We start from the raw sequence: 21,103 nt of genomic DNA, 5'->3' as shown, positions 1-21,103 counted from the left end.
CTGGATACTACTATTTTACATTAAATGCCTGGCAACTGAGCATCAGATGGAAATAAATATATATGTTGCATATTTTTCACATGTATGAATTCTATCTCTGATACTTTTGCAGCGGGTGTCACCAAAAAACGCTATGTTCTTGGTAGAAGAAATAATGAGGAAATGGGTCTTCTTAACCTTGGGAGATATCTGGCACTGGACGGCTCAGCTGCGTCTTATGTAGGATTGGATGCTCTTAGGCCTCATTGTATCTTGATCTGTGGTAAAAGAGGCTATGGAAAGTCCTATACTATGGGTACCCTTGTAGAAGAACTATCATTGCTTCCTTTTTACATCAGGAATAATATTGCGTCTCTCGTGATCGATACCATGGGCATATTCTGGACAATGGGAAAATCTAATGACCCACAAGAGATCTTATTGAAGCAATGGTCACTTGACCCAAGAGGAGTAGAAATAAAAGTTTTCGTCCCTGCCGGAAGTATCAGTAAATATGAAGGACAAAAAATAGAGGTCCTACCGTTCTCTATTCCCATTTCTTCAATGGATGGTTATGCATGGTGTAAGCTTTTCAGTATCGATGAAGTTTCTCCTCTGGGAGTACTGCTAATAAGAGTAGTTGCAGAGCTCAGATCAATGCATGGAAGTTTTTCCTTTGATACAATAATGGACGTGGTGATGGAAGACGAAAGAGCTGACAGTGTGACCAAGAGTGCTGCTGAGAACTACATCAGAACGGCATCTTCATGGGGCATTTTCACAGAAGAAGGAGTTTCTGTGAAAGACCTTGTCCAAAGGGGTTGCACAACAGTTCTCGATGTTAGCACTCTTAAGGACCTGGATGTAAGAGCAGCTGTTGTTGGGCAGATAAGCAAGGAAATTTATTATCAGCGCCTTGATGCGCGCAGATCAGAGGAATGTATGACAATGGGATATGAACAAGATAACACAGGTATGCCCATGGTCTGGATGTTCATCGACGAAGCTCATCTTTTTGTACCTAAGGGAAGCAAGACACTTGCTTCAGATATACTTATCAACGAATGGTTGCGCCAGGGCAGACAGCCGGGGCTTTCGCTGATCCTTGCCACACAACGTCCTTCAGCCCTTGATCCGGAAGTCACTTCACAATCAGATGTACTGATCTGCCATCGCCTGACAGCAGCTGAAGATATCAGTGCACTTGAATCTTTCAGACCCAGCTACATGAAAGAGAATATTGGGGATTCGATCCGGAAAATGGGAATGGAGCAAGGAATAGCATTTATACTTGATGATACCACCGAGGCGGCCCATATAATAAGAATGCGCCCACGGCTTAGCTGGCACGGGGGCAATGAACCCAGTGCACTGGGCTATGGACATGAAAAAACTGAATAACTATTGTCCTGGCTGGATGTACGAACTATCATTCCCTTTACATTAGTATTATTTAGGATTATTGTATTTAGGTAGTTGATGTCAGTTACTATAAAGCTGAAAGAATGACACTATCATTGATAATATTTTAATTCGTCTGGCTGTGATAACATGAAAGGAAAAGTTTGGAAATTTGGTGATGATATTGATACCGATGCTGTGATCCCGGGAAGGTATCTTATAATGAACACACCCAAAGAACTTGCAGCCCACGCTTTTGAGGGTGTGAGGCCGGAATTCCCCAAGCAGGTGAAAGAGAACGATATAATTGTTGCTGGCAATAATTTTGGCTGCGGATCTTCGAGAGAACATGCGCCTTTGGCGCTAAAAGGAACAAAGATTGGCTGTGTTATAGCAAAATCTTTTGCTCGCATATTTTTCAGGAATGCCATCAACATAGGAGTGCCACTTTTGGAATCCCCTGATACGGACAGAATAGATGATGGAGATATCCTTGAGGTAGACCTTAGCACGGGGATCATTAAGAATATTTCAAAGGATGAGCAGTACCAAGCCACCCCACTACCGGATTTCGTGAGGGGGATCGTGGATTCCGGCGGGCTGATAGAGTATGCCAAAAAAATGGTAAGGTAAATACAAAGAAAAATATCGATTTTAAAAGGAAGGAACATGACACAGTATAAGATTCCAGCTATACCAGGCGATGGTATCGGCCCAGAGATAGTTGCTGAAGGTAAGAAAGTTATAGACGCTGCAGGCGAAAAATTCGGGTTCGATGTTGAATGGGTGGATTTTCCCCATGGGGCAGATCATTACCTTGAAACCGGAGAATTGATCTCCGCCGATACGCTCAGAGAACTCTCCAATTACCCTGTGATATACCTTGGTTCTATCGGAGATCCGAGAGTTGCTCCGGGAGTTCTGGAAAAAGGGATTCTTCTGGCAGCAAGGTTCTATTTCGACCAGTACGTGAACCTCAGGCCCATAAAATTGCTTGAGGGTGTGTGGACGCCTGTAAAAGACAAGACCCCAAAAGACATAGATTTCACTGTGGTAAGAGAGAACACTGAAGATTTCTACATAGGCATTGGAGGAAAAGCTAAAAAGGGAGTCAGCAAGAACCTGCTCGAGGTTGAAAGAAATCTGTATTCTGCTAAGTTCGGCCTGGACATTGAAACAGATAGTGAAGAGATCGCTTATCAGATAGGAATGATCTCAAAGGAAGGAACCCGCAGAGTGATCAAATACGCTTTTGATCTTGCTATGAAAAGAAAGAAACACGTGTCCTCTGTGGACAAGGCGAATGTACTTTCCGATATATATGGGTTTTGGAGACAGGAGTTCCAGGACATAGCCTCGGGATACCCAGAAATAACAACCGACTTTAACTATGTGGATGCAATCACCATGTGGTTTGTGAAAAACCCGGAATGGTTCGATGTAGTTGTCACCCCTAACATGTTTGGTGACATAATCACAGACCTCGGCGCAATGGTACAGGGCGGTCTTGGACTTGCTCCAGGAGGCAATATTAATCCCGAGGGTACGAGTATGTTCGAGCCAATACATGGTTCTGCACCAAAGTACAAGGGACAAAATAAGGTAAACCCTATAGCTACAATCTGGGCAGGTTCCCTTATGCTGGAACAGCTTGGAGAAAAAGATGCCGCAGATGCGATAGTTTCTGCTATTGAAAAGAACATACTTGACAGTAAGGTAAAGACCTACGACATGGGCGGCACATCAACCACATCCGATGTAGGTGACGATATCGCAAGAATAGTTTCTTCTATGTAAGACCCAATACCTGCAATTGCGCAGGTATTGACATTTATTTCCTTATAATGAACAATCTGTTCACTAATACCAACAAAAAAGATCAGTATTCTACTTTTTTTATGATTTTGTTCGATTGAGATGCATATACCAATATAATTTTTCTTTTTATATTATAATTCTTGAATTAATAATGGCTTGTCATTCAAGACCCGCAAGATTTAAATATAGATTGGTTTTTGTGCAATATGTTACAATGTTCCTGCCTTACCATTGAGGGGAATGCGGGAGGTATTAGTGTGCTACAAACTGATCTGGAAAAAACAAAAGATAATATCCTTTTCAGGATAAAAAGATCGATCCAAGAATTTGATGAAAAGGCAGTAAAGTCAGCTGTAACAGAAGGCATACAGAAAGGAATAGATCCTGTGGTACTTGCCAATGAAGGATGCATAGCAGCTATGAAGGAGATAGGAGACATGTTCGAGTCTGATGAAGTGGTACTTGTGCAGGTACTTGCTGCAGCAGCAGCCATGAAAACAGGCATGGGGATCCTTGCTCCGGAAATCGAAAAGATGCATGCTGAACTCAAACACCATGATAAAGCTATCATCAGTGCACAAAATGAAGATGAAAATTCAATAAAGAGGGCTATCCTGGAAGTAATGTTAATGGTAAACGATTTTGATGTTATAGAGCTAACAGAGAATGAATCCATAATAGATTTCGTCGAAAAGGATAGTACATTGTCGAACATTCCCACTGATTGCAAAAAGCAGCTCAATGAAGTGATACATTCACACCCGGAAGCTACAATACTGCAGCTATGCGAGGGTTCGGAAGGAATTTGTTAAGATTTTAATCATATAGTTTTTTCAATGTTTTTATTTTTTACTTATTGTTTATTTTCATTTCCCATATTCACTGTCTATTAGAAATGATAAGAAAAGTTCACTCATCATTATGACAATGAGTATATACTATTGTATAGAAATCTATATATAGATAATTATTCTTTTTTTAAATTAGAGCTTAGAACCAAATATAAGCCGCAGATAACCAAGATAAGTTCAAAAAACGAAGGAAGCGACCGGCATGGACAAGACTATAATGGATCTGGAAAAGAACCTTGATACTCTCCACGAAATGTTCAAGAAATATGCTCAAGTATCCCAGCAGTACCAGAAGCAAATATCAGATTCGAACATTAGTGAAGAAAGGAAGGCAGAACTGCTGGAAAAGCTGAAAGCTGAAAATGAGAAGGTACAAAGGGCAAAGTTGCAGATCCAACAACTGGAAATGAATCTGGAAGCATTGAAGGGATCAAGGGCTAAAACAAACCCTTCTACCACTGCGGAAACTGAGAAGAAGGCAGAAGACACAGCTTACCTTGTAGCATATTGCTGATAATCTTTTCTCTCCTCCTGTGACAGGGTTCCATCCATTATGCGGATCACTCTGTCACAGTGCTTTGCAACTTCGGGGTCATGGGTAACTATAATGATAGTCTGCCCCTGAAGCCTTAATTCCTCGAAGATCTTGATAATTTTATCTCGTGTACTGCTATCTACCTCCCCGGTAGGTTCGTCAGCGAGAATTATGGAAGGACCATTTGCAATAGCCCTTGCGATAGCTACCCTCTGCTGTTCCCCTCCTGAAAGTTCATTTGGCCTGTGATGCAGCCGTTTTTCAAGTCCTAGTTTCTGAAGCAGATCTTCCGCCCGTTTCAGCCTCTCTTTTTTAGTCACCCCTGAAAACCTCATGGCAAGCTCGACATTCCCGAGAGCCGATAATGCTGGTAACAGATTATAGTGCTGGAATACAAAACCTATCATCCTCCGCCTGATCCCTGGGAGTTCTCTATCAGGAATAGCAGTGATATCAATACCTCTTATCACGACTTTGCCACTCGTGGGTTTTTCAAGACAGCCGACAAGAGCCATCAAAGTAGACTTCCCAGAGCCACTTGGCCCCATTATGGCAACAAGTTCTCCCTGCCTGATGGTGAACGTGACATCATGGACCGCAGTTACCGGGATCTTCCCCTGCATGTAGGTCTTGCAAAGGTCTTCTACCTGCAATATTCGTTCAGCCATGCCTCAGAGCCTCCATGGGGCTCATGCTGGCTGCCCGGTAAGCCGGGTACGCTCCGGATGCCATTCCTATGAGTGTTGCGAACAGCATAGCAACTATAAGCAGCCTGTAAGTTATTGTGAATAATATTATGCCCTTAGAGGCAAGCCATGAATTCAGGGCATATGCTGCTGCACCTCCGGTAACGATGCCAAGGACACCCCCTATTACGCCCAGCAGGGCAGCTTCTCCCAAAGTGAGAAATATTATGTCCTTTGTTTCTGCTCCCATTGCCTTCAGAATGCCGAACTCCCGTGTCCTTTCAGCAACTGACATGAGCATAGTGTTCATCACACTCAAACCTCCTATGATAGCTGCAAGAATGGCAGAACTGATGGTCACCACACTAAATATCAGCAATGATTGACCTGCCTGTTCCTTTAGTTCATTGGGAGAAATTGTGTTTACTCCTTTTACGCTCAGTTCTATTCTTTTGGACAGGAGCTCAGCATCTACACCTGGTGCCGGTTCGACGAAGATGTATGTAATGGAGGTCTCGGCATTATATATATCCTGAGCTGTATCAAGAGGTATAGTAGCGTAACTGTCAAAAATAGAACCCGTGTATTCCATAATGCCAACAACTGTGAACCTTTTCTCGTTCAGTTCCAGAGTGCTACCTATATCCAGACCGTACTCTCCGGCAATGTTCTTTCCTACCACTGTATGGTATGTATCTCCGGCTGTAAGAAATCTCCCTGCTTTGAGTTCCACAGGTTCTAATACATTTCTCGATTTCCGTGGTGGTACGCCCAAAACCTGCTTTCCGCTCATACCGAATTGGTCTTCATCGAACAAAGTGACCAACACTCCATAAGCATCCTCGACCCCGGCCACACGCCTTACATCGGAAACTTTATGTTCGCTCAGGCCACCGCCAAAAATACCGCTCTCTGCAAAGACCCTGATCTTATCACTTGTCAGGCTCATGGATTTTTCAAAGGTCTGTCCGAAATTCTCAGACATAGCTCCCATCACCACCAGGGCAAATATGCCCAAAGCTATGCCACAGATGGTCAGCATGGTTCTTACCTTGCGTTGGACAGCATTCTTGATGATGAGATCAAGCATCTTATCCCCTTTTAATACCGAATAGGAGAACAGCAGCCAAAAAAACTGTAATGATGTTAACGATGTTCAGACCAGATAGATCATTCGTTCGTTCCGGCTGTGACGGGGGCAATTCTGTGATCCTCACAGCAGTCTCGTAACTATCGAGGATCTTACCATCGTTGCTGATCGCACTTATTACCACAGCATAGTTTCCTCCTGTAATATTCTCCCATAGAAAACCAACTGTATCCTCTTTGTTGAACGTGAGAACATCGCTTTCTTCTTCAAAGTAGATATTGTTTTGATCGTTGCTAAGAGTAATCCCTACCTTGCCATAGAAAGGCACCTGTGACATACCCCGGAGTGTTACACTTGCACCATATTCATCGATTTCTACATCATCGGCCATTATTTCCACATCCTGCTCTGCCATGAAGATGGAAATATAGGCTGATGTAAGATCGGATCCATGGGAATGTACCTTCAGCACTGTGACATACTGTTGCCCATTGTCAAGCAAAATGGGCCATATGATGCTCTTTTCCATGGACTGGATTACTGAAATGTCCTCTAGAGTTTCAGAATATATCAACTCATCCTGCCGGAAGATCTCAAAAGTCATATCTACAATAGAAGGACGATAAATGTTAGCAGGGCTGATAACGACAGCCGCTCCCTTATAATCAGAATTGAAACCTGCAACTTTGAATTCCAGCAATGCCTGATTACCATGAACGAATGCTGTCTGCCTGCTGTCAGCAAGCTCTCCATCTACAAATACACTTACCGAAAAAGAATAGGTGTTCTTTTTCAATCCACTCTCCCATAAAGTAATAAGAGTAACATTTCCTGCGGATACATCACCCAGCCTGACCACTTTGGAATCTATGGATCGATCGCTTAACATCAGATCATAGCTCAGTGTCACATTACGCATATACTCCGAAAACCCGATCGTGACCTCATATAGATCACCATTTGCATACATATCAGTGATGCTTGCCTGTCCAGTAGCTGCAGCCGGAAAGGCCAGTACGATAAAAAAGAGAAAAACAGTAAGAAATGTTCTAAGTTTCATGCTGACCACAGAAACTTATCCTACGATCCGTGTGCCAAGATGAACTTTTTTAGAAGGCATAGAATCTATACTTTCCTGCATAATGACATCTGCCACCTTCTTAGGATCTGCTCCATGCATAACAATGGTATTAATATTACAACGCTCTATGATCTTGGCTGCCAGGGGATCTACAGGCGATTGGGAGCCAGCCTTCATCTCTGTAGAGATCACTATTTTTACAAGTTCCTTGGCGGTCATAGTCTCGTACTTGACTGCATTAGGGTCCTTCTTTGGATCAGCTGAATATACTCCGTCAACAGATGTCGCAATAACAATAAGATCAGCTTTAAGATATTCAGCAACTATGGCAGTTACAGCATCCGTCGTCTGCCCCGGGATCACCCCCCCCATAACAACGATCCTGCCTGAAGAAAGCGCTTTCCAGGCTTCCTTGTAATCGAAGGGAGGTTCCGGATATGCACCCTCTCCAAGCGCAGTAATAAGCAGCTGTGCATTCAAGCGGGTTATAGAGATGCCTATATAATCGGATTCAGCTTCATTCGCTCCCAGGCTCCGTGCCGTCCTGATGTAATCTCTGGCAGCAACACCTCCCCCGACAACAACTATTAGTTTGTGTTCTTTCGCCAGCTCCTTGAGCATATCGGCATAGGCGCGAAAACCTTCAGCACTAAGGTCCTTTGCAAGAATGGACCCTCCAACTGATAATGCAATTAACATGATGATCCAGAGGTTTTAAGTCATTCATGCTTCATATATATAACTAGTAATCCAATGATAAACATGGTCCAAAGGCCCGTAAAACCGGGTATTAATGTGCTGATAGATAATGGAGGACGCTTTTTACCCATCTGTCCACTATAAAGGACATCACCATTAAAAAGACCGCTAACGCTTACCATGTCCCCGGCTTGAAGATCAGTAGACCCATAGTAAGATACGCGAAGGCTTTCGCCAGTGTCCAGACTTGAAATATCAACAACATATGCTCCCATTGTCGACCTAATCCCGGTGAGATTGCCTGTCACAGTAACATATTTTCCGTTAAACTTTGATGCATTGGAAATAATGGCACTTATGTTTACCTCACCCATCTGTACGGTGGGATAATGCATAACATAGTTGGGGTAAAAGATACTAGTTCCCATCGGATCATAGAGAAACTGTCCTGTGAGCTTGATACCGTCCCCTACATTAAAACCAGCGAACAGGTGCTGATTGGTATGGTCTACTTTTATTTCATAGCTATCCTGATCAATGGTGATCAGATGCTTACCTATTTCAGAAATATTTCCGACAACGCTTATCTTGCGATAAGCCATCGTACTATCGTAGACCGTTGGATTTTTAACGATCTCCGATAGAGGCACTAACTCAAGTTCAAAAATAGTATTTACGTCTGATGCCACAGCGCCTGATATTACTCCTATCGACAGCAAAAAGACAAATAGGAATGTGATCAGGCGGTGCATCATGTTCTCTCGATACCTTTTTATGTCATCAGAGTTTGCCCTGCTTGTGCAGGAGTTCAGCATTGAGCACACTGGCACCTGCTGCTCCACGAATAGTATTGTGGCCCATCAGAACGTAACGTATGCCTTCTCTTATACGCCCTACACTGATACTCATTCCGTTGCCCATATTGCGGTCGAGGCGAGGTTGTGGCCTGTCGGCCTCATCCCTTACTATGAGCACCTTTTCAGGTTCCGTGGGTAAGTCCCCCAAATTGGGATTGAAATTGAGGAATTCCTGCCTAACCTGCGCAGGAGTTGGATGATCCCTCATGGTAACCCATACTGTTTCAGTGTGACCGTCCATAACAGGCACTCTGTTACAAGCAGCACTCAATTTGAAATCGGCATTTACTATCTCTGAACCGTTAAACTCACCCAGAAGTTTGAGAGGTTCGGTTTCCATTTTCTCCTCTTCACTTCCTATATAGGGTATTACGTTATCAAGGATGGCCATTGATGGCACACCTTCATACCCGGCACCGGATATGGCCTGCATTGTGGCTACATTTACATTCTGGATGCCGAATTTCATGAGTGGTTTCAGTGTAGCTACCAGCATGATCGTAGAACAGTTAGGATTCGTAATTATATATCCGTCCCATCCTCTCTTATCCTGCTGAACATCTATAAGTCCAAGGTGATCTGCATTGACTTCCGGGATCACAAGAGGGACATCTTTATCCATACGATGGGCAGAGGCATTACTTGCCACCACAAAACCCTCTTTTGCAAAATCTGCTTCCACGCTTTTTGCAAGGCTTGCAGGCAATGCAGAGAAAACAACATCTGCATCAACCTTGGTGGGATCCACAGGCACAATTTCCATATCTGAAACTTCATCCGGAAGTTTTACATCCAGCCTCCAGTTAGCTGCATTCTTGTATTTCTTCCCTGCACTCTTTTCTGAAGCGGCAAGGGAAGTGATCTCAAACCATGGATGATCGGCAAGTGCTTGAATGAATCTCTGTCCGACAGCTCCTGTAGCACCCAATATTCCGGCTCTGATTGGCTCTGCCATATTGTAACCTCGAAGAAAAGAAAACGATCAGAAAATAGGAAAAGATTGGTCAATACTTTATTCCATTGATATAGCGCTGGTTGGGCACACATCAACACATGCACCGCAGTCCAGACACTCATTAGCATCGACTACTGCAATGTTGTCGCCATTCAGTGAGATGGCCTCTGCAGGGCACTCATCAACACATGTTCCACAGCCTACGCATTCGCTTACATTGATTACTGCTACCATATTTTTTACTCTCCGTGCTTGTATGACAATCGTTACTATTTATATAGCAATTATCGAATATACGATAAGCCAACTCAGATAAAAACCTATCGATATTCGGATGCGATTCGCTGGGTGCTCATAAATAGAACTGTGAAATGCCTTCTAAATAATATTCTCGATTTCATCTGATAGAAACATCTACATCATGGCTGCCTAAAATAAGCCAAGTATTGAGTCTGCGGGCAGATACACTTGATGGGTTGGAACTGATCACATCAAAACCATTTTCTTTGAGATATCTTCCCCATTCTCTGGCATATACACTATTAATTGTAACAGAAACATCAACTTTATCTAATGGCTTGATCAGATCACTTGAATTGTGTTCCATGCTTATGCTTACTACCCCATTCCCACCAGTGGATTGTCGGCCATTTATATTTATCACACCTATAGTGGTCATGTTGTCATTGTTGACCACGCCGGTATATATTGGAGGCTTAGATAACATTATTGTTCCGGATGGATGTTGTTTCATCCATAAGCCTCCATTTTCATAAGTCAATATATTTCCATTCTTAGCGAATTCGATCTCTCCTGTTGAATAATTATAAGAATGACTATTACCATCATTATAACTGATCAATATCGAAGAACGATCATCGATGGATAGAGTAGAAGAATGCAATTTGATCTTCATTGTTTTCATGGGCAATTGTTCGAAAGCGACCCGTTTCATATCACTTTGCAAAACAATAAAACTCTGCTGAGCATTTTCAAACACGCTGGATTCAATATGCTCCTGTAATATAGGGTACCCTAATATGTAAATCGTACTCATAGACAATATCACGATGGAGAACATCAAAATAAATCCTACTGTTTCGGAAACAGCAGCATCATTCCTATTTTCTTGAGTCATAACTGATCCTGTGATTTATGTCACTGCTTGAAACTGTACCATTGATGGGGATCGTAATAGCAATTCCACTTATTGTAACACTTGTTTCCTCACCAGAGGAAGATACCAATTCAAATATCTGGTCCGTCATGGCAAGGTTGGCATTTATAGTATAGGATTCACCGCCAACTTTAGCCGGTATCATGTAATCAGATTCTATCACACCATTTTCCGGAAGTATTAGATACATATCCGTAACCAGAGATGTCATCATATTCCCAATATCACTGAATTTGTTCTGGATCACAGTTTCTTTTGGTCCATTCACCATCATATCACCAAAACTCACATACAACAAAGCAAAAAGACTGATGAACAGCATTGAAAATATGATATATTCCATAGTTACAGAAACGGCAGCATCATCCCTGAACAGATTCCTCATGGCCTCACCTCAATGATCTCTGGTTCAGAAGAATAATACGTCATACCGTTGCTATATGTTATATTGACCCATATGGTATTGATATTTGGGGTATTCGTCGCCATAGATGTCAGGTTCATCGCACTCAGATCAAGTGTGACCTGTTCACCATGACCCGCATACAGCATCGCCATCTGTTGCTCATACTGGTCGAAAAGTAAGCGATAATTATGGTCGATACTTAGATTACTGCTTTGATTAAGATCGAGAGCTAGCTCTGTCATATATACACAACTTTCCCTTGTCTGTGAGGTAATATCCCTTATCTGATGTTTTGGAAACTCCAACACAGCATTCGATGAATGATAACCCGTAATCATTGTCTGATTCACCAGAAGAATGAGAGCTACTAGTGAAAAGCAGAGCACAAACCCGGAAAGGATGATCAATTGTCCTGAATTGTTATCTTTTAAACCTGCCATACTGTAAGTTTCACCTCCACCATTTGGAGTTCATCTGATGCAAGTGACCACTTCCCTTTGGCCGCAGTGACGGTAGAATTGGTAAGCATGACAGTCCTGCGTGCAACTGCTGCATCTTCTGTAGGATAACCTTGCAGAATAGTATTCTTGGTGATCAGGGTACCGTTTTGAACATAGGACACATCTACATTATATAAAAACCCCGGCAATAATAAGGAGAGGGCATTGTCCAGAAGAGGCAAAGTGCTATTATCCATAGTAGCACCTTTCATATCCCAGGCAGATACACATTCTGTCAGATTTGGACCTATTGCGTAAGATGGAGCAACATCCAGCAAAGTAAGAGCATCATATGCCATTTGCTCAAACTGGACATCAAGCATCATCTCATGCTGCGGGGTCATCACAGTGGCACTTTGGGTAATGATCACAACTGTCATTGTTATCAGTAAGGCTGCTCCAAGTCCCTCCAGAGTCTGGAGTTGAGCTTTATTGTCCATCACCATACCTCCACTACGAGCAAAGCAGGTTCATATCTCTTCTCGACATTATCGTTATAATTTGAAGAGATAGAACCTTGAGGGAAAACCACATCATTGAAATTAAGCCTCAACTGATAAGATGCATTTGATGAAAATAGGCTTCTATTAAGATCTATTCGCAAGCTATCGTTTTTCATTAGCGGGCTAGAAAGTGCATATGAACCGAAGTTCTCGGAAGGTGACCTCTTTTGTACAGTATAATTTGAAGATTGAATTAATGTTGAACCATTCAGACTGGCATTTATAAATGCAGCATTCGAACCTGAGACATTGAAATTGGTGATCTGTATTGTAACATTCTCTGTTACAGGGCCCATAATACTAATGCTTGCTATATTTTCATTCCCGACATATCTACTAAGATATCGGCCATCAAAAACAGAAATATTTCCTGTTCCGATCAACACTATTCTTGTCATCTTTACCATGTTCTGGCCAGGAAGCAATGAACTGCCTGTCACCATAGTATAGTTGCCCATTACCAATGGCTGGCCATCTATCAAAAAAGAGATATTATATCCATAGTTCATCTGCGTACCTTTTACACTGTCAAAAAGTCCGAGTTTACGTATGAACTCCGTTTCACTGGATTCACTTAAAAGTTTGAACTGGATAAGTTTCTCTTTTGAAAGCATATTTGGGGTTTCAGTTAGCCTGGAATGAACATCATCATCCACAGCAAGACCTATACGTTGCACATTTGAAGGATGTGCTTCCCAATCAGTTCCACTGGATGTACTGTTAGACCACCAGCCAGGGTCTTCTGTGAGAATACAGGAAGTGCGGTATGCAGCATAACCAAGTCTATCCTCTCCAGTTGAGCCGGAGATAAAAATACCAGGAACAAACTGTACTGTAAAACCTATAGCAATGAGCACCAATGAAACTCCCAGCAGGAAGTCCATGGCAATCTGACCTTTATCATCCATCAGATTTATTATGCAATTCATTTTATAAAAATATTATGACTTAAATAAGGACAAATTTTTCTTTAAGCTTCTCACAATTTATTTCCAACATAAAAACCATATTCTAATATTTCAAAAAAGATAGTGTATAGAAACCCTTAAATCTATCCCATCCTTAAACCAGATGAAATAAGGTGGGAATAATGAAGAAAGCTATCATTGAGACCGAGAAAGGCAATATCGTTCTGGAACTCTTCGAAAAGGATGCACCTAAAACAGTGGCAAACTTTGAAAAGCTCATAAAACAGGGGTTCTATGACGGATTGACATTCCACAGGGTTATCCCTAACTTCGTCATCCAGGGTGGATGTCCAAAAGGAAATGGCACAGGTGGTCCCGGTTACACCATCAAATGCGAGACAAAAGGCAATCCCCGCAAACATGGCAAAGGGGCTCTTTCCATGGCACATGCAGGTAAGGACACAGGTGGCAGCCAGTTCTTTATCACTCACTCGCCCCAGCCTCATCTTGATGGAGTTCATACAGTGTTTGGTCAGGTAATCGAGGGCATGGATGTTGTCAACAAAATAAAACCAAAAGATGTGATGAAAAAGGTCACGATCTCCGAAGAATGAGATACGATCTCATTCCTGTTCTTTTCTGTTCTATTCGTATCTACAAATAGTGATCCTGCAGGACAGTATTTATTTTCATAGATGTTGGCATTGAAAATGTGAGTGATGAGATTTTCTATCAAAACATTTATCTACGTATCACCTCAAATATGAGTTTCATCTCTAATATGAGATGGGACTTTTATTATGTATGCTGCAGAGCCTTTAAAGAAATTGGCACTTCTTGGTGCTACCGATAAACATATTAAAATATCTTCTGCTGAGTTTGCGCAGTATACAACCACCAGTTCCAAAACCACAGCGAGGTTGCTAAAACAGCTTGAAGATGACAAATACATAGAACGCCAACTTGTTCCGGGCGGACAAAAGATCATACTCACGTGTAATGGTATAGACCTACTGCGCAAGGAATACGCTGAATATCAGCGTATTTTCTGTCGGGATGATGCGAATATCGAGCTACATGGCAAGGTCATAGCGGGTTTGGGAGAAGGACAGTACTACATCGCACAACATGGATATATGTCACAGTTCTCTGAAAAACTGGGTTTTCATCCTTTTCCGGGAACTCTGAATATAAAACTGAATGAGGCTAGTGTTGCAACGCGACAGTTAATGGAGTGCACAGAACCGGTCTTAATAGAGGGTTTCAATGACAAAGAGCGAACCTTTGGTGCGGGGAAGTGCTATCCAATAAGAATAAATGGAATGAAGAGCGCAGTCATTATCCCGGAAAGAACACATTATCCGGCCAATCTGCTGGAGATAATAGCTCCCGTAAACCTCCGGGAAAAACTTCATTTAATAGATGGGGAAGAAGTGAAAATTGTAGTAGAGAAAAAAAACAAATGTGAGGGATAAAATGACAGGTACGACAGGCAGGCAAGGATACAGCAATAACATATTGAAGGCAATAGATGCCATAAGGCAGGGTAAGATGTTCCTGCTTTTTGATGCTGAGGGCAGGGAAGCTGAAACCGACCTTACGATCCTTGCTCAGGCAGTGAGGCCTGAGGACGTGAAACGCATGCGTAAGGACGGAGGGGGCCTGATATGTGTGGCCTTGGATCCGGTGGCATGTGAAGAGCTGGACCTGCCTTTCATAGCTGAAGTGATGCGTGCTGCACATGAGTGCAGCAGTACCCTTGGAGGTACTGTAGAAAAGGGAGGAGACCTCCGATACGACTCCCGTTCTTCTTTTTCTATCTGGGTGAACCACAGAGATACTCGCACAGGCATTCCAGACAATGACAGAGCCATTACAATAAAAAAACTAGGAGATATTGTAGAAAAGGTTCTTGCTGGAAAGAAAGTGAACTTTGGTTCCGAGTTCCGTACCCCTGGACATGTAGCAACCCTAAGGGCAGCAAAAGGATTGATAAATGAAAGGCTTGGCCAGACCGAACTATCAATTGCTCTTGCCAAGATAGCTGATGTCACGCCAGCTATGGTGGTATGTGAGATGCTGGATGACAACACGGGCAGGGCTCTGTCCAAAGAAGATGCAAAAGCCTATGCTGAAAAACATGGAATGATATTCATTGAAGGCTCAGAGGTCATAGAAGCATACAATATCTGGACCACAGCCACATCCATCCCATCGGAAAAAGAGATATACTACAATGTACATTAGGGTATGCCTATCCCCTAAGGGGCCGTAGGGTAGCCTGGACCATCCTACTAGACTGGGGGTCTAGTGACTGGAGTTCAAATCTCCACGGCCCCATTGATCATGTTTCATAGTTTAGGGTTTATTCACAATTCACTCATTTTGTTTCAATCTTGATGGGATCATACTCTTCCGGACATTTAGTGAGAATGCTCGTACACAAAAGTATATGCTTGAAAAACTTATCTTGCATAACGAGGGTCACCCCCAAGATCAGCAGAATAAGGCTGCTCATACTGTGCTGATACAATTGATTTATTTATCTTATAAGAGAATAATGATGCAAAATAGAAATGAGATTATTATGGGGGATCTGTTCTGTCGGAACTGACATTAAAACAACGTTTCATCGCTTCTCTTGAAAGGAAAGATGTTGATAAGGTGCCTGTCTGTTCGGTAACACAGACAGGAATAGTGGAAATTATGGAAATCACAGGCGCAAAGTGGCCTGATGCGCATTATGACCCTGAGAAGATGGCAACTCTGGCTATTGCAGCACACGAGATAACAGGACTTGAGGCGGTGAGATACCCTTTTTGCAATACGGTGATGCCTGAGACCCTTGGTTGTACCATTAAAGAAGGAACTCTGGATACCCAGCCACAGATAATCGATTTCCCATGCAAGGAAAAGAAAGATGTTGCCGGTATGACAGTACCCGATAAACTGCTTGAAAACAGAAGAATAAGAACAATTCTCCAGGCCACTGATATTGTAAAAAGCAGGCTCTCAGATGACGTTCCGGTAATTGCTGGTATACTGGGTCCTGCTGCTATCGCCTGTTGCCTGTGTGGCGTGAACAATTATCTGATGTGGTGTATCACTGAACCTGAAGTTCTTGAAGAACTGCTGGTCCTGGGCACCAGTGCTTGTACGGAATATGCAAATGCCCTATATGACAGAGGCGTAGATGCTGTGGTGATAATAGATTCAGAGTCAGGCCCTGACCTTTTTCCTCCTCCTCTGTTCGAATCCATGATATTGCCTCATTACAGGTCGATCACAGAGAACCTAAGAGGTCATTCGATCCTTCATATTTGTGGGGATGCCACAGAGATCCTGGACAAGATGGCAGATTCCGGTTTTGAAGGACTGAGCATAGAGGAGAAAGTGAACCTTGCCTATGCAAGCCAGATAGTTGCAGGCAGAGCATGCCTTATAGGCAATATATCTCCTGTTTTTACATTGCTGGAAAGGTCCCCGGAACAGATCAAAAAAGAAGCAAAACAATGCATCGAGAACGGAGTTGGTATACTTGCCCCGGGTTGTGGGATCGCCCCGCAGACCCCTGTTGAGAAGATCAGGGCATTTGTGGCTGCCAGGGACGAATATTATGGTTTGGGATAGAAACGTAAATAGACTACCTGTATATCATATATAAAAACGAAGGTGACAAAATGTTCTGCTACCAGTGTGAAGAGACAATGAACGTGGAAGGCTGCACAAAGAACGGGGCGTGCGGTAAGAAAGGGGAAGTCGCAGAACTTCAGGATGACCTCATCTATGTGCTTAAGAGCATTGCATTCTACAACCAGAAAGCAAGAAAGGCTGGTATTTCTGAAAAGAGCACTGATGAGTTCATGCTCGATGCGCTTTTCTCAACAATAACTAATACAGATTTCAGAGCGAGCGGAATTCAAGACCGCATCGACAGAGGGCTCAGGCTCCAGAGTGAGATCAGACAAAAACTTCTGGATAACGATCTGCTTGATGAGAAAGATCTGCCCGAGATCGCAACTTTGAACCCGGAAAACCTCAAGGACAGGAACACAAGCATACTTGCAACAGAGGACGAAGATATCCGATCATTGAAAGAACTGTTGACCTATGGCATCAAAGGGATCGCAGCATATGCATACCACGCTATGATGCTCAGGAATACAAATAAAAAAGTTAATTCATTTATCGAAGAAGCCCTTGTGGCAACCACAGATGATAGCCTGACTTATGAGAAGCTCATCTCACTGGTCCTAAAATGTGGCGAGAAAGGTTTTGATGTGATGGCGGAACTTGACATGGCAAATACCGCCACATTCGGAAATCCGGAACCTACTTCGGTCAATATTGGAACAAGAAACAAGCCTGGTATCCTCATCAGCGGACATGACCTGCATGACCTGAAACAACTATTGGACCAGACAGAAGGAACAGGGGTAGATGTATATACCCATGGGGAGATGCTGCCTGCAAATTCATACCCTGTATTTAAGAAGTACGAACACCTGGTAGGCAACTACGGCGGATCGTGGTGGCGCCAGCAGCAGGAATTCGAGAGCTTCAACGGTCCGATATTGCTGACGACCAATTGCATTATTCCTCCAAAGAAGACCTACATTGACAGGTTATATACTACAGGCCCCGTAGGTTATGATGGCGCCACACACATTGTGGCTGAGGACGGTAAGAAAGACTTCTCGGCCATTATCGAGCAGGCAAAGAAGTGTGAACCTCCGGTACAACTGGAAGAAGGTACCGTCATGACAGGTTTTGCTTACAATTACGTACTCTCTAACGCAGACAAGATCGTTAATGCCGTCAAAGCAGGCAAGATAAAGAAGTTCATTGTCATGGCAGGATGTGACGGCCGTCACAAGGAGAGACAATATTATACGGACTTCGCAGAAGCATTGCCACAGGATACTGTCATACTCACAGCCGGATGCGCAAAATATCGTTACAATAAACTAGATCTTGGGGACATTGATGGTATTCCAAGGATACTGGACGCAGGACAGTGCAATGATTCATTTTCACTGATCGTCATTGCACAAGGACTCATGTCCAGACTTGGATTTATCGATGTTAACGAAGCACCGATCTCGTACAACATCGCATGGTACGAACAAAAAGCGGTCCTAGTGTTACTTACCCTCCTGAGGCTTGAGATACATAACATTACCCTTGGTCCAAAGCTTCCGGCTTTTATCTCACCGAATGTTCTCAAGGTCCTGGTGGAGAAGTTCAATATTACATCGAACAGCACTATAGAAGAGGACATGCAGAGACTCTTAAAGTAAATATATACAGAAACGAAATGTCATTCGATCTTAATCCTGCTGTGAGCAGAGCGTACAAAACAGAACGAATCCTATGTTTCGGTATTTACCTATGAAGCAGAGAAACGGCCTTTGAAACAATGCTCATAGAAGAAGATGTGATATTTTTTGGAGGCTTTGTCTCTGCAGCTTTTACCTGATATTTCTTATTTTCTTTTCTTCCCAGGTACCATGTGAAGATCTCCGAATAAACGATAATACCAACGAGTGCTGACCAGATGAACAACAAGACATGGTAGTTGTTTATAGGCACATTTCCCTCGGCAAGCACTACATGCCTGAAAGCGAGGAAAGACAATGTCGTATCAGACATAATGAAAATACATGTAAGAGGCACCAGTAAAAGGGCAAGTATAGCAACTGCCGAAGATATATACACCATGAGCAAAATAGCCATCAATGATAGCAGCGCGAATATTACCAGTGAGATAAAGGAATATGTAATATCCATAGTATCCTCATAGCATATTTTGTAAAACTGGCCAAACTTGAGATGTTAATATATTATTAGTGTATTAGATATATACTTTTCTTATTAAAAAAAACACCGCTACAGGTATCACTGCCACGATACAAAAAACCACTACAAAAGAAGAAACAAGGAAACTTGCAGCCTGTAGATATGTTATTTCACTTTCCTGTGGCTCATTTGCCACAGATACTATACTGAAAGCTTCAGGTTCCTCATCTGCTTCAGATATAACTTCCCTGTCAATGTACATTTCTACCTGCTCCGAGTAAACAGTCACTCCTTTCATCTGCACATCAGTATAATCTACCCGTAATGCTGGTAGTGCATATTCTCCTGCTTCTGAAAACACTATATTGTAGCTCTTTGTGGATGTTTCCCCCGGAGCAAGTTTAGCAGACCACTCCAAGCTACCGCTTACAAGATCAGCCTCTTCAGGAATATCGTCATGCATACTGACCTTTACTTCCTGGTCACCCCAATTTGAAACCTGCAAGGTTACAGTAACATTTTCCCCTTCCATTGCATATTCGGTATTGACGGTCTTATCTGCCACTACATAGGAACCGTTCACCATTAGCTGCGGAGAGGCAGATGCTACCTCATACACATCTCCATTTTCTCTCCAGCTAGCAACGGCACTCCCTAAAGTGAAATTACCGGGAATGTGCGGGCTAACAATGTAACTGATCTCATTAGTAGCATGAGGATCGACTTGCAATTCCCATTCAAGCCTTTCTGTATCCTGCAACACGAAAGATTCTGGCACGCTGTCTGTTACTGTAAGTACTACAGGTAGATCGTTCATGTTCTTCAGGTTAAGGATGACCTCCAGTTGTTCGTGAGTTGAAGCAATATTTTTTCCATAGAGACTGTTATTCCCTCTGATCTCCTTGGTCATGCAAATATAAGGCCCTAAAAAGAAATCTTGTGTATCGGTTGCATAGTATGCATCTCCTGAATAATCCCCACCTGATACTTCTGTTGTGACGGATATGGATCTGCCTGTTGCTGCCGCAGGAATTTCAAGACCCAGAGTTAATGCCACTGTTTGTAATGGTGCAAGAGTTTCCAATGACAGTGCCTGTTCGGTAAATACACCTTCACTGGCCTTATTATCTATTTTGATCCCCCTAAGGGATAAAGTACCATTGTTGGTTACCCTGAGTATACACGAAATAGGGTCATCAGCCTCAAAGGTATCACTAGAAGGCGATAAAGCGACCTCAACATCTGGTTTTCCTGGCCTGTATGTTTCAATGAACGCTTTTGATCGGTCTTTATCTATGTAGACCAGCCTGACCATGAGTTCATTGTCATATTTTTTGTAATCACTCAAAGCAAAAACATTCTCATATTTCCCTGATGGAGAGGTAACTGAAATATTTACTTCTTTGCTGGAAAGGTTTGTCAGAGATATAGAATATGCTCCATCCTGTATCACAACCCCCTTCGATAGAGAGATCTTAGGTGTCGACAGCACCCACACTTTTTCAAATTCGTGCCCATACAGAACAATAGAGATCTTACCTGAAGAGATTTCATCTACTTTAATCTTAAGGTCATTGTCATATACTCTTTGATCGTTTGGGCCAGCATCCACATAATAGGCTTTTTTGAAGTCATCGTTCTTGTATACGAGGATCACAGCCGATGGCTCTGCAGCTTCCTGATCAAGTTCATAGACCTTCAGGGTATATCTTTCAACTGTGGCCTTCTCCCCAGGACCAAGCTCAAAACTTCCTTTATAGACCCAGATATCCTCATGCTGAAAATCATATGCACTGCTGGGAAAGATGGAAAAAAGCAGTATAATCAAAGTAAAAAAAACATGTGACTTTCTTTTCAT

Annotated in this window: 24 protein-coding genes and 1 tRNA gene; 11 read left to right on the top strand and 14 right to left on the bottom strand. The window is 42.7% G+C overall.

Annotated features, from left to right (window positions below; translation table 11 throughout):
• The first annotated feature begins 84 nt into the window (after nucleotides 1-84).
• The 5 genes from A4E24_RS06150 (at nucleotide 85) to A4E24_RS06130 (ending at nucleotide 4,563) form a co-directional block, all read left to right on the top strand.
• On the top strand, nucleotides 85-1,380 hold the full coding sequence (locus tag A4E24_RS06150) for an ATP-binding protein (protein WP_292352404.1): 1,296 nt from the start codon (nucleotides 85-87) through the stop codon (nucleotides 1,378-1,380).
• Nucleotides 1,381-1,530: 150 nt separating this feature from the next.
• Nucleotides 1,531-2,013 (top strand): 3-isopropylmalate dehydratase small subunit, encoded by a 483-nt coding sequence (locus A4E24_RS06145; RefSeq protein WP_292352403.1) that lies wholly within the window; start codon nucleotides 1,531-1,533, stop codon nucleotides 2,011-2,013.
• A gap of 36 nt (nucleotides 2,014-2,049) precedes the next feature.
• Nucleotides 2,050-3,177 carry an isocitrate/isopropylmalate dehydrogenase family protein gene (locus A4E24_RS06140; RefSeq protein ID WP_292352402.1) on the top strand — a complete coding sequence of 376 codons (1,128 nt, stop codon included), beginning with the start codon at nucleotides 2,050-2,052 and terminating at the stop codon, nucleotides 3,175-3,177.
• A 278-nt stretch (nucleotides 3,178-3,455) separates the two neighbouring features.
• Nucleotides 3,456-4,010, top strand: coding sequence for a B12-binding domain-containing protein (locus A4E24_RS06135; RefSeq protein WP_292352401.1), 555 nt, complete (start codon nucleotides 3,456-3,458; stop codon nucleotides 4,008-4,010).
• A 241-nt stretch (nucleotides 4,011-4,251) separates the two neighbouring features.
• Nucleotides 4,252-4,563 (top strand): hypothetical protein, encoded by a 312-nt coding sequence (locus tag A4E24_RS06130; protein WP_292352400.1) that lies wholly within the window; start codon nucleotides 4,252-4,254, stop codon nucleotides 4,561-4,563.
• Here A4E24_RS06130 and A4E24_RS06125 read toward each other — a convergent pair.
• From A4E24_RS06125 to A4E24_RS06070, 12 genes are all read right to left on the bottom strand, one after another.
• Nucleotides 4,542-5,252, bottom strand: a complete 711-nt coding sequence (locus A4E24_RS06125) for an ABC transporter ATP-binding protein (protein WP_292352399.1) — start codon at nucleotides 5,250-5,252, stop codon at nucleotides 4,542-4,544. The genes A4E24_RS06130 and A4E24_RS06125 overlap by 22 nt on opposite strands.
• A complete protein-coding gene (locus A4E24_RS06120) occupies nucleotides 5,245-6,360 on the bottom strand; it encodes an ABC transporter permease (RefSeq protein ID WP_292352398.1) in 1,116 nt (371 codons plus the stop codon). Before A4E24_RS06120 ends, A4E24_RS06125 begins: the two co-directional genes overlap by 8 nt.
• Nucleotide 6,361: 1 nt before the next feature.
• On the bottom strand, nucleotides 6,362-7,420 hold the full coding sequence (locus A4E24_RS06115; RefSeq protein ID WP_292352397.1) for a hypothetical protein: 1,059 nt from the start codon (nucleotides 7,418-7,420) through the stop codon (nucleotides 6,362-6,364).
• A gap of 15 nt (nucleotides 7,421-7,435) precedes the next feature.
• Complete coding sequence (pyrH, locus tag A4E24_RS06110) at nucleotides 7,436-8,140, bottom strand: UMP kinase (protein WP_292352396.1); 705 nt, start codon at nucleotides 8,138-8,140, stop codon at nucleotides 7,436-7,438.
• Between the two features lie 20 nt (nucleotides 8,141-8,160).
• Nucleotides 8,161-8,955 (bottom strand): hypothetical protein, encoded by a 795-nt coding sequence (locus A4E24_RS06105; RefSeq protein ID WP_292352395.1) that lies wholly within the window; start codon nucleotides 8,953-8,955, stop codon nucleotides 8,161-8,163.
• Entirely contained in the window at nucleotides 8,921-9,952 is a 1,032-nt protein-coding gene (asd, locus tag A4E24_RS06100) for an aspartate-semialdehyde dehydrogenase (protein WP_292352394.1), read from the bottom strand. The genes A4E24_RS06105 and asd overlap by 35 nt, the downstream gene beginning before the upstream one ends.
• A 57-nt stretch (nucleotides 9,953-10,009) precedes the next feature.
• Complete coding sequence (locus A4E24_RS06095; RefSeq protein ID WP_292352393.1) at nucleotides 10,010-10,186, bottom strand: 4Fe-4S binding protein; 177 nt, start codon at nucleotides 10,184-10,186, stop codon at nucleotides 10,010-10,012.
• Between the two features lie 163 nt (nucleotides 10,187-10,349).
• The gene (locus A4E24_RS06090; RefSeq protein WP_292352392.1) at nucleotides 10,350-10,907 is read right to left on the bottom strand and encodes a hypothetical protein; all 558 of its coding nucleotides are present in this window, start codon (nucleotides 10,905-10,907) and stop codon (nucleotides 10,350-10,352) included.
• A gap of 166 nt (nucleotides 10,908-11,073) precedes the next feature.
• A complete protein-coding gene (locus tag A4E24_RS06085) occupies nucleotides 11,074-11,514 on the bottom strand; it encodes a hypothetical protein (RefSeq protein WP_292352391.1) in 441 nt (146 codons plus the stop codon).
• Nucleotides 11,511-11,975 carry a hypothetical protein gene (locus A4E24_RS06080; RefSeq protein WP_292352390.1) on the bottom strand — a complete coding sequence of 155 codons (465 nt, stop codon included), beginning with the start codon at nucleotides 11,973-11,975 and terminating at the stop codon, nucleotides 11,511-11,513. Before A4E24_RS06080 ends, A4E24_RS06085 begins: the two co-directional genes overlap by 4 nt.
• Nucleotides 11,963-12,475 (bottom strand): hypothetical protein, encoded by a 513-nt coding sequence (locus A4E24_RS06075; protein WP_292352389.1) that lies wholly within the window; start codon nucleotides 12,473-12,475, stop codon nucleotides 11,963-11,965. Before A4E24_RS06075 ends, A4E24_RS06080 begins: the two co-directional genes overlap by 13 nt.
• Nucleotides 12,475-13,446 (bottom strand): hypothetical protein, encoded by a 972-nt coding sequence (locus A4E24_RS06070; protein ID WP_292352388.1) that lies wholly within the window; start codon nucleotides 13,444-13,446, stop codon nucleotides 12,475-12,477. Before A4E24_RS06070 ends, A4E24_RS06075 begins: the two co-directional genes overlap by 1 nt.
• 182 nt (nucleotides 13,447-13,628) lie before the next feature.
• Between A4E24_RS06070 and A4E24_RS06065 the strand changes: the two genes are divergently transcribed.
• From A4E24_RS06065 to hcp, 6 genes are all read left to right on the top strand, one after another.
• Nucleotides 13,629-14,060 (top strand): peptidylprolyl isomerase, encoded by a 432-nt coding sequence (locus tag A4E24_RS06065; RefSeq protein WP_292352387.1) that lies wholly within the window; start codon nucleotides 13,629-13,631, stop codon nucleotides 14,058-14,060.
• Nucleotides 14,061-14,246: 186 nt separating this feature from the next.
• Entirely contained in the window at nucleotides 14,247-14,921 is a 675-nt protein-coding gene (locus A4E24_RS06060) for a winged helix-turn-helix domain-containing protein/riboflavin kinase (protein ID WP_292352386.1), read from the top strand.
• A 1-nt stretch (nucleotide 14,922) separates the two neighbouring features.
• The gene (gene ribB, locus A4E24_RS06055; protein ID WP_292352385.1) at nucleotides 14,923-15,693 is read left to right on the top strand and encodes a 3,4-dihydroxy-2-butanone-4-phosphate synthase; all 771 of its coding nucleotides are present in this window, start codon (nucleotides 14,923-14,925) and stop codon (nucleotides 15,691-15,693) included.
• 18 nt (nucleotides 15,694-15,711) lie between these two features.
• A tRNA-Pro gene (locus tag A4E24_RS06050) sits at nucleotides 15,712-15,786 on the top strand.
• A 261-nt stretch (nucleotides 15,787-16,047) separates the two neighbouring features.
• Entirely contained in the window at nucleotides 16,048-17,076 is a 1,029-nt protein-coding gene (gene mtaA, locus A4E24_RS06045; RefSeq protein ID WP_292352499.1) for a methylcobamide:CoM methyltransferase MtaA, read from the top strand.
• 50 nt (nucleotides 17,077-17,126) lie between these two features.
• Nucleotides 17,127-18,746 carry a hydroxylamine reductase gene (gene hcp / locus A4E24_RS06040; protein ID WP_292352384.1) on the top strand — a complete coding sequence of 540 codons (1,620 nt, stop codon included), beginning with the start codon at nucleotides 17,127-17,129 and terminating at the stop codon, nucleotides 18,744-18,746.
• An 85-nt stretch (nucleotides 18,747-18,831) separates the two neighbouring features.
• Here hcp and A4E24_RS06035 read toward each other — a convergent pair whose 3' ends face one another.
• Nucleotides 18,832-19,236 carry a hypothetical protein gene (locus tag A4E24_RS06035; RefSeq protein ID WP_292352383.1) on the bottom strand — a complete coding sequence of 135 codons (405 nt, stop codon included), beginning with the start codon at nucleotides 19,234-19,236 and terminating at the stop codon, nucleotides 18,832-18,834.
• A 64-nt stretch (nucleotides 19,237-19,300) separates the two neighbouring features.
• Nucleotides 19,301-21,103, bottom strand: coding sequence for a hypothetical protein (locus A4E24_RS06030; RefSeq protein WP_292352382.1), 1,803 nt, complete (start codon nucleotides 21,101-21,103; stop codon nucleotides 19,301-19,303).

The organism is Methanomethylovorans sp. PtaU1.Bin093, assembly GCF_002067275.1.
In the GTDB taxonomy this organism is placed as follows: Archaea; Halobacteriota; Methanosarcinia; order Methanosarcinales; family Methanosarcinaceae; genus Methanomethylovorans.
This window is presented reverse-complemented; position numbering and strand designations above follow the sequence as displayed.